At 65.9% G+C, this 8,418-nt stretch carries 7 protein-coding genes; all 7 read left to right on the top strand.

All coding sequences use genetic code 11. The features are described from left to right. Positions 1–1,005 (top strand): urea ABC transporter permease subunit UrtC (locus Q0330_RS18785; RefSeq protein ID WP_299483357.1); only part of this gene is annotated, 1,005 nt, incomplete at its 5' end. After that, a complete protein-coding gene (urtD, locus tag Q0330_RS18780; protein WP_299483354.1) occupies positions 1,002–1,742 on the top strand; it encodes an urea ABC transporter ATP-binding protein UrtD in 741 nt (246 codons plus the stop codon). The genes Q0330_RS18785 and urtD, both read left to right, overlap by 4 nt. A 1-nt stretch (position 1,743) precedes the next feature. Next, positions 1,744–2,451, top strand: a complete 708-nt coding sequence (gene urtE / locus Q0330_RS18775) for an urea ABC transporter ATP-binding subunit UrtE (RefSeq protein ID WP_299483351.1) — start codon at positions 1,744–1,746, stop codon at positions 2,449–2,451. A gap of 73 nt (positions 2,452–2,524) precedes the next feature. Further along, a complete protein-coding gene (gene xdhA / locus Q0330_RS18770; RefSeq protein ID WP_299483347.1) occupies positions 2,525–3,970 on the top strand; it encodes a xanthine dehydrogenase small subunit in 1,446 nt (481 codons plus the stop codon). After that, entirely contained in the window at positions 3,967–6,285 is a 2,319-nt protein-coding gene (xdhB, locus tag Q0330_RS18765) for a xanthine dehydrogenase molybdopterin binding subunit (protein ID WP_299483344.1), read from the top strand. The genes xdhA and xdhB overlap by 4 nt, the downstream gene beginning before the upstream one ends. After that, positions 6,282–7,577 carry a guanine deaminase gene (gene guaD / locus Q0330_RS18760; protein ID WP_299483340.1) on the top strand — a complete coding sequence of 432 codons (1,296 nt, stop codon included), beginning with the start codon at positions 6,282–6,284 and terminating at the stop codon, positions 7,575–7,577. Before xdhB ends, guaD begins: the two co-directional genes overlap by 4 nt. Before the next feature lie 70 nt (positions 7,578–7,647). Then, positions 7,648–8,418, top strand: a 771-nt coding sequence (locus Q0330_RS18755; RefSeq protein ID WP_299483337.1) for a bifunctional allantoicase/(S)-ureidoglycine aminohydrolase, incomplete at its 3' end; no start/stop codon positions are given.

Genomic DNA, 8,418 nt, shown 5'->3' with positions numbered 1-8,418 from the left:
TTCGCGCTTGGCGGCTACATGATCGGCATGTGGCTGATGTATGCCCGGACCGAGGAGATCGTGACCGCGACGCTGGCCAACGGCCCCATCCCCGCCACCCCGCTTGAGATTCAGCAGGGCATTGCCGGTCAGGTCTTCGGCGTCGTCGGATCGACCGACCTGCCCCTGGCCTGGAGCTTCGCCGGAAGCCTGCCCGCGCAACTGGCACTGGTGCTGATCGTGCCGGGGGTCTTCGCCTTCCTGTTCGGCTGGCTCGCCTTCCGGTCGCGGGTCAACGGGGTTTACCTGTCGATCCTGACGCAGGCGATGACGTTGGCGCTGGCGCTGTGGCTGTTCCAGAACGACAGCGGCTTTCGCGGCAATAACGGGCTTTCGGGCTTGCAGAACATCCCCGGCCTGACCGACCTGCCGCAATCCACGATCTCGATCTGGTTCCTCTGGGCCTCGGCCTTGGCGCTCGGGCTGGTCTATGTGCTGGCAAGCTGGCTGGTCTCGGGCAAGTTCGGCAGCGTCATCCGTGCCATCCGCGACGACGAGGCGCGGGTGCGCTTCCTCGGCTACTCGGTCGAGGGCTACAAGCTGTTCGTCTTCACCCTGACGGCGATGATCTGCGCCATTGCCGGCGCGCTCTATTACCCGCAGGCAGGCATCATCAACCCGGCGGAACTGGCGCCGATCGCCTCGATCTATCTGGCGGTCTGGGTCGCCATCGGCGGGCGCGGGCGGCTTTACGGGGCGGTGATCGGAGCGGTCTTCGTATCGCTTCTGTCCAGCTGGTTCACCGGCGGCAAGGCGCCCGACATCAATCTGGGCTTCTATACCATCCATTGGGTCGACTGGTGGCAGGTTCTGCTGGGCGTGGCCTTCGTGCTGGTGACGCTGTTCGCGCCGCGCGGGCTGTCGTCGATCTTCGACGCCGTCGCCGGGCTGCGCGCGCCCAACCGGCGCGGGCAGGATCTCGGCCCCGACATGGGCGCCCTGCGCGAGAAGGAGGCAGAGGCATGAGCGATCTTCTGGAAGTTTCCGGCATCTCGAAAAGCTTCGACGGGTTCAAGGCGATCAACAACCTGTCCTTTTCCATCGGCGCGGCGGAATTGCGGGCCATCATCGGCCCGAACGGTGCCGGCAAGACCACCTTCATGGACATCGTCACCGGCAAGACCCGCCCCGATGAGGGCCAGGTCCGCTGGGGCGAGGTGTCGCGCTCGCTCCTGCGTCTCTCCGAGGCCCAGATCGCGCGGGCTGGCATCGGGCGCAAGTTCCAGCGCCCGACGGTTTTTGAAGATCAGAGCGTCTTCGACAACCTGACCATGGCGCTGAAAGCCCCGCGCGGGGCATTTTCGGTGCTGTTCTGGAAACCCGGAAAGACCTCTCGCGCGCGGGTCGAGGAACTGGCCGCCGAGGTCGGTCTGGCCGATCAGCTTCACCGCAAATCTGGAGAGTTGAGCCATGGCCAGAAGCAATGGCTGGAAATCGGCATGCTGCTGGCGCAGGAGCCGCGCCTTCTGCTGGTCGACGAACCCGCCGCCGGCATGACGCTGGCCGAACGCGAACAGACCACCACCCTTCTGCGCCGTCTGGCCGAGACGCGGGCCGTGGTCGTGGTCGAACATGACATGGAATTCGTGCGCCGCCTGAACTGCAAGGTGACGGTGCTGCATCAGGGCTCGGTTCTGGCGGAAGGCTCGCTGGACCATGTCTCGGCCAATCCCGACGTGATCGAAGTCTATCTGGGGCGCTGATATGATCGAAGCTGAAAACGTCACCCTGCATTATGGCGGAAGCCAGATCCTGCACGGGGTTTCCCTGATGGCCGAGCCCGGTCGCGTGACTTGCGTCATGGGCAATAACGGTGTCGGCAAGACCAGCCTGATGAACTTGCTGGCGGGCCGCCATCCCCGGTCCGGGGGCGAGTTGCGCCTGATGGGCGAGAAGCTGGGCCGCGTCACCGCGCAGGACATGGCCCGGCGAGGTGTCGGTTATGTGCCGCAGGGCCGCGCCATCTTCCCGCTGCTGACCGTGCGCGAGAATCTGGAAACCGGCTTCGGCTGCCTGCCAGCGGGCGAGCGCCGCGTCCCGGACGAGATCTATGACAGTTTCCCGGTGCTGGCCGAAATGGCCAGCCGTCGCGGCGGCGACCTGTCGGGCGGGCAGCAACAGCAGCTTGCCATTGCCCGTGCGCTTGTCATCAGGCCGAAGGTGCTGCTGATGGACGAGCCGACCGAGGGCATCCAGCCCAATATCATCGCCCAGATCGGCCGCGTCATCGCCGCCCTGCGCGACCGTGGCGACATGGCCATCGTGCTGGTCGAGCAGTATTTCGACTTCGCCTGGGATCTCGGCGACAGCTTCAGCGTGCTGGAACGCGGACAGGTGGTGATGGAAGGCCCGAAGGCGGAACTGGAGCGTCAGGCGCTGCACAATCGGCTGGCAAACCTCGCCGCGGCTTAACCCGCTGCGCAGACGGGACTTTACTCTTGCAGCAAAGCTGTAGGATGCTGGTAAGGTTGAGCCAGAGAGACCCATGACCAGCCCGATCCGTTTTCTTCTGAACGATACCGAAATCAGCCTGTCCGAGGTTGCGCCCGACGACACGCTGCTGGATTTCCTGCGCCTGTCGCGCCACCTGACCGGCACCAAGGAAGGCTGCGCCGAGGGTGACTGCGGGGCCTGCACGGTGCTGGCCGGGCGGCTGCATGGGGGCGTCTTGCGCTATGAGCCGGTGAATGCCTGCATCCGCTTCCTCGCCGCCTGTCACGGTTGTCATATCGTGACCGTCGAACATCTGTCCCGGCAGGGCGAGTTGCACCCGGTCCAGCAGGCCATGGTCGATCATCACGGCAGCCAGTGCGGCTTCTGCACGCCGGGTTTCGTCATGGCGCTGTATGGGCTGTGGATGGGCAACCCCGATCCTTCGGTGCTGGAAATCGAGACCGCGCTTCAGGGCAATCTCTGCCGCTGCACCGGCTATGAGCCCATCGTGAAAGCGGCGCGCGCCGCAGCACAGGCGGGCGGGCAGGCGATGGATGCGCTGGCACTGGAACGCGAGGCGGTGGCTGCGAAGCTGGCGGCGATCCCGGCGGGTGCGGATGCCGCGCGCGACGGTCGCCGCGCGATCCTGCCGGCGGATGTGGACGCGCTGGCGCAGGCGCTTTTGGACCATCCCGAGGCCACGATCATTGCCGGGGCGACCGATGTCGGGCTCTGGGTGACGAAATTCCTGCGCCCCATCGCGCCCGCCATCTTCATCGGCCATCTGATGAAACGGATTGATGTCAGCAGCGAGGACATCCGTATCGGTGCGGGCGTCACCTATTCGGAATTCTCGCCCTTCGTCGAAGAGACCATGCCCGGACTGGTCGATTACATCGAACGGATCGGCGGCTGGCAGATCCGCAATGCCGGCACCATCGGCGGCAATATCGCCAATGGCTCACCCATCGGGGAAATGCCGCCCTTGCTGATCGCGCTCGGGGCGCGGATCGTGCTGAGGCGCGGCGATGCGCGGCGAGAGATCGCGTTGGAAAGCTATTTCATCGAATATGGCAAGCAGGACCGCCAGAATGGCGAGTTTCTGGAAAGCATAGCGATCCCGTTGCCGCAGGGGGCGCGTTTCGCGGGTTACAAGGTCTCGAAACGGGCCCATGCCGATATCTCGGCGGTCGCCTGCGGCATCTGCGTCCACGAGGAACACGGCATGATCACGGAAGCCCGCATCGCCTTCGGCGGCATGGCCGGCATCCCGAAACGCGCCACAGCGGCCGAGGCCGCGCTGCGCGGCCGCCCCTTCGCCCGCGACAGCTTCGAGGCCGCCGCAAATGCCGTGGCCGGCGATTTCCAGCCGCTGTCGGACTGGCGCGCCAGCGCCGAATATCGCCAGACCGTCGCCGCCAACCTGATCCGCCGCTTCTGGCTGGAGCAGGAGGGCGAACCGGTGCGCCTGTCCCGCAGCGTGGAGGCCTCGGCATGAAGGACCGCAGCAAAAACACCGCGATTTCCGGCCTTGCCCATCAGGACATGCGCCACGAATCCGCGCATCTGCATGTGACCGGGCGGGCCGATTACACCGACGACCTGCGCGAGCCGGCGGGGGTGCTGCACGCGGCACTCGGCCTGTCGAAATGTGCGCATGGGCGGATTACGTTGCTCGATCTCGACCCGGTGCGCGAGGCACCCGGCGTGGTCGCGGTGCTGAGTGCCGTCGATATTCCGGGGCCGAACGATATCAGCCCCAATGGCCTGCATGACGATCCGATCTTCGCCGAGGATGTGGTGATGTTCTGGGGCCAGCCGATCTTCGCCGTGGTGGCCGAAACCCGCGATCAGGCCCGGCGCGCGGCGGCGCTGGCACGGGTGGAATATGCGGCTTTGCCCCAGGCGCTCGACCCCATCGCGGCGCGGGATGCGGGAATGGGCTATGTGACCGAGCCGCTGACGCTGAAGCGCGGCGATGCGCTGGCGGGGCTGGCCAATGCGCCGCGCCATGTCTCGGGGCGGCTCAAGGTCGGGGGGCAGGATCACTTCTATCTCGAAGGCCAGATCGCCATGGCGGTGCCCGATGCCGAAGGGGTGGAGGTTTTCGTGTCCACCCAGCATCCCAGCGAGGTGCAGCACATGGTCGCCCATGCGCTGGATCTGCCGGCCCATGCGGTGGTGGTGAACGTGCGCCGCATGGGCGGCGGCTTCGGCGGCAAGGAAACGCAGATGAACCTTTTCGCCTGCGTCGCCGCCATCGCGGCCCGCAAGCTGAATCGCCCGGTGAAGCTGCGCCCCGACCGGGACGAGGACATGCAGGCCACCGGCAAGCGCCACGATTTTGTCATCGACTACAAGGCCGGCTTCGACGATCAGGGCCGGATCCTGGCGGTCGAGGGCGATTTCTTCGCCCGCTGCGGGTTTTCGGCGGATCTCTCTGGTCCCGTCACCGACCGGGCGCTGTTTCATGCCGACAACGCCTATTACTACCCGGATGTGGTGCTGCGCAGCCATCCGATGCGCACCAACACCGTCAGCAACACCGCGTTCCGCGGTTTCGGCGGCCCGCAGGGCGTCATCATGGCCGAGCGCCTGATCGAGGATATCGCCTATGCGACCGGCCTCGACACGCTGGAGGTGCGCAAGCGCAACCTCTATCGGAACGGCCAGCTGACCCCCTATCATCAGCAGGTTGAGGACCAGATCCTGCCCCGCATCTTCGAGGAGTTGGAGGCGTCATGCGACTATGCCGCCCGACGACAGGCGGTGCTGGACCATAACGCCAAAGGCGGGGTGATCCGGCGCGGGATCGCGCTGACGCCGGTGAAATTCGGGATCAGTTTCACCGCGACATGGTTCAATCAGGCCGGGGCACTGGTTCACATCTACAGCGACGGCTCGATCATGGTGAACCATGGCGGGACCGAGATGGGGCAGGGGCTGCACACCAAGATCGCGCAGGTGGTGGCCGAGGCGTTTCAGGTCGATATCTCGCGCATCCGGGTCACGAAGACGACGACCGAGAAGGTGCCGAATACCTCGGCCACGGCGGCATCTTCCGGCACCGATCTGAACGGCATGGCGGCGCTGGATGCCTGCGACCGGATCAAGGCGCGACTGGTGGCATTCCTGTGCGAGGCCGAGGGTGCCACACCCGACCAGGTCGAATTTATTCCGAACCATATCCGCGTGAAGGGCAGGGATGTCCCCTTTGCCGAGGCGATCCGCCGCGCCTATATGGCCCGCGTGCAATTGTGGTCGGACGGCTTCTACGCCACGCCGAAAATCCACTGGGACCGCGCCAATGGCACCGGCCGGCCCTTCTATTACTTCGCCTATGGCGCCGCCTGTTCCGAGGTCAGCGTGGATACGTTGACCGGCGAATATGTCATCGAACGGGTGGATGTGCTGCATGACGTGGGCCGCTCGCTGAACCCGGCCATCGACAAGGGGCAGGTCGAGGGCGGTTTCGTGCAGGGCACCGGCTGGCTGACCAGCGAGGAATTGTGGTGGGACCAGAGGGGCCAGCTTCGGACGCACGCGCCCTCGACCTACAAGATCCCGCTGGCCTCGGACCGGCCAAAGGTCTTCAACGTCACGCTGGCCGACTGGTCGGTGAATGCCGAACGCACCATCAAACGGTCCAAGGCGGTGGGAGAGCCGCCCTTCATGCTGGGCATCTCGGTCTGGGAGGCTCTGGGCCATGCGGTCGCCTCGCTGGCAGATTACCGGGTGGCGCCGCGTCTGGATGCGCCGGCGACGCCGGAAGAGGTGCTGAAAGCCGTTGAACGCCTGCGGGGCCGGGCATGATGCTGATCCGGGGGCGGGTGCTGTCCTTCCATGCCGATCCGGCGGAAGTCGAGGACGCCTTTACCTATATCGAGGACGGTGCGCTTCTGGTCGACGGCGGGCGCATCGCGGCTGTCGGCGATTATGCCGATCTGCGGCGCGAGGGGTTGACGGTGATCGACCACCGCCCGCATCTGATCCTGCCCGGCTTCATCGACCCGCATCTCCATTTCCCGCAGGTGCAGGTCGTGGCCAGCTGGGGCGCGCAGCTTCTGGACTGGCTGCGAGATTACACCTTCCCGGCTGAGGCGCGGTTTGCAGACCCGGACCATGCCGAACGGATGGCCGGGGCTTTCTGCGACATGCTGATCGCGCATGGCACGACTACCGCCTGCGCCTTCGCATCCGTCCATCCGGGCAGCGTCGATGCGCTGTTCGCTGCCGCCGAGGCGCGGGGCATGGCCGTGCTGGGCGGCAAGGTGATGATGGACCGCAATGCCATCCCGGCGGTGCAGGACACGGCGCAGCAAAGCTATGACGACACCAAGGCGCTGATCGCGCGCTGGCAGGGCCGGGGACGGCTGACCTATGCGATCACGCCGCGTTTCGCCATCACCTCGACCCCGGAACAGCTTGCGGCGGCGGGTGCCTTGGTGGCGGAACATCCCGATCTGCCGATGCAGACCCATCTGTCGGAGAACCTAGCCGAGATCGACTTCACGCTCAGCCTCTATCCGCAGGCGCGCGACTATCTGGATGTCTATGATCGCTTCGGGCTGCTGGGGCCGCGCAGCCTGATGGGCCATTCGATCCACCTGTCCGAGCGTGAGATCGCGCGCATGGCTGAGACCGGGACGCGGGCGATCCATTGCCCGACCTCGAACCTGTTCCTCGGCTCGGGCCTGTTCGACGAGGCCGGGTTGCGGAATGCGGGCGTGGTGACGGGCGTGGCCACCGATATAGGCGGCGGCACCAGCTATTCCATGCTGCAGACCCTGAATGAGGCCTATAAGGTGCTGCAGATGCGCGGCCAGAACCTGCCGGCCCTGCAGGCCTTCCACTGGGCGACGCGGGGCAACGCCATCGCCCTTGGGATGGAGGACCGCATCGGCAGCTTGGCCGTGGGCAGCGATGCCGACCTGATGGTGCTGGACGCGCGCGCCACCCCGGCCATGGCGCTGCGTGCCGAGACGGTCGGGACCCTGGCCGAGGAGTTGTTCCTTTTGCAGATCATGGGCGACGACCGGGCGGTGGTGGAAACCTATATCGCCGGGCGTCCGATGAAAGTCGCGGCAAAGGGGCGGCGGGGCTGACGCCCCTTGTTCCGGGCCGGGCTTTGTCGTGTAACTGGTGAAAATGCCACCAGACCGGAAAGGCGCGCGCATGAGCGACCGCAGCTATTACGCACCCAAGGGCGGATTGCCGCCGCAGACGCAGATCCTGACCGACCGCGCCATGTTCACCGAAGCCTATGCGGTCATTCCCAAGGGCACGTTCAGCGATATCGTGACCTCTTTCCTGCCCTTCTGGGACAAGGCGCGCTTCTGGGTGATCGCCCGGCCCCTGTCGGGTTTCGCCGAGACCTTCTCGCAATATATCGCCGAGGTGCTGCCCGGCGGCGGCTCGGACCGGCCCGAGACCGACGAGGGCGTCGAGGCGGTGCTTTTCGTGGTCGAGGGCGAGATCACCGTGACCGTCGCCGGCAAGACCGACCGGCTGGAGCCGGGCGGTTACGCCTATATCCCGCCCGGCGTGGAATGGAGCCTGCGCAACAACGGCAAGGTCCCGGCGCGCTTCCACTGGATCCGCAAGGCCTATCACTATGTCGAAGGCCTCGACGCGCCCGACCCGATCATCGCGAATGAGACGAATATCGCGCCCACGCCCATGCCCGATACCGACGGAGCCTGGGCCACGACCCGTTTCGTCGATCCCGCCGATCTGCGCCACGACATGCATGTCACCATCGTCACCTTCCAGCCCGGCGGCGTCATTCCCTTCGCCGAGACCCATGTCATGGAGCACGGGCTTTATGTGCTGGAGGGCAAGGCGGTCTATCGCCTGAACCAGGACTGGGTCGAGGTCGAGGCCGGCGATTTCATGTGGCTGCGCGCCTTCTGCCCGCAGGCCTGCTATGCCGGCGGGCCGGGGCCG

The sequence above is a fragment of the uncultured Paracoccus sp. genome (genome assembly GCF_937873615.1).
In the GTDB taxonomy this organism is placed as follows: Bacteria; Pseudomonadota; Alphaproteobacteria; order Rhodobacterales; family Rhodobacteraceae; genus Paracoccus.
The sequence above is the reverse complement of the archived record's forward strand: the minus strand, read 5'-3'. Positions and strand labels throughout refer to the sequence as shown.

What these genes read in the sequence shown, in the direction of transcription:
- urtD (WP_299483354.1), top strand. Translation starts at nt 1,002, where the DNA reads ATGAGCGATCTTCTGGAAGTTTCCGGCATCTCGAAAAGCTTCGACGGG.
- xdhB (WP_299483344.1), top strand. Translation starts at nt 3,967, where the DNA reads ATGAAGGACCGCAGCAAAAACACCGCGATTTCCGGCCTTGCCCATCAG.
- urtE (WP_299483351.1), top strand. Translation starts at nt 1,744, where the DNA reads ATGATCGAAGCTGAAAACGTCACCCTGCATTATGGCGGAAGCCAGATC.
- xdhA (WP_299483347.1), top strand. Translation starts at nt 2,525, where the DNA reads ATGACCAGCCCGATCCGTTTTCTTCTGAACGATACCGAAATCAGCCTG.
- guaD (WP_299483340.1), top strand. Translation starts at nt 6,282, where the DNA reads ATGATGCTGATCCGGGGGCGGGTGCTGTCCTTCCATGCCGATCCGGCG.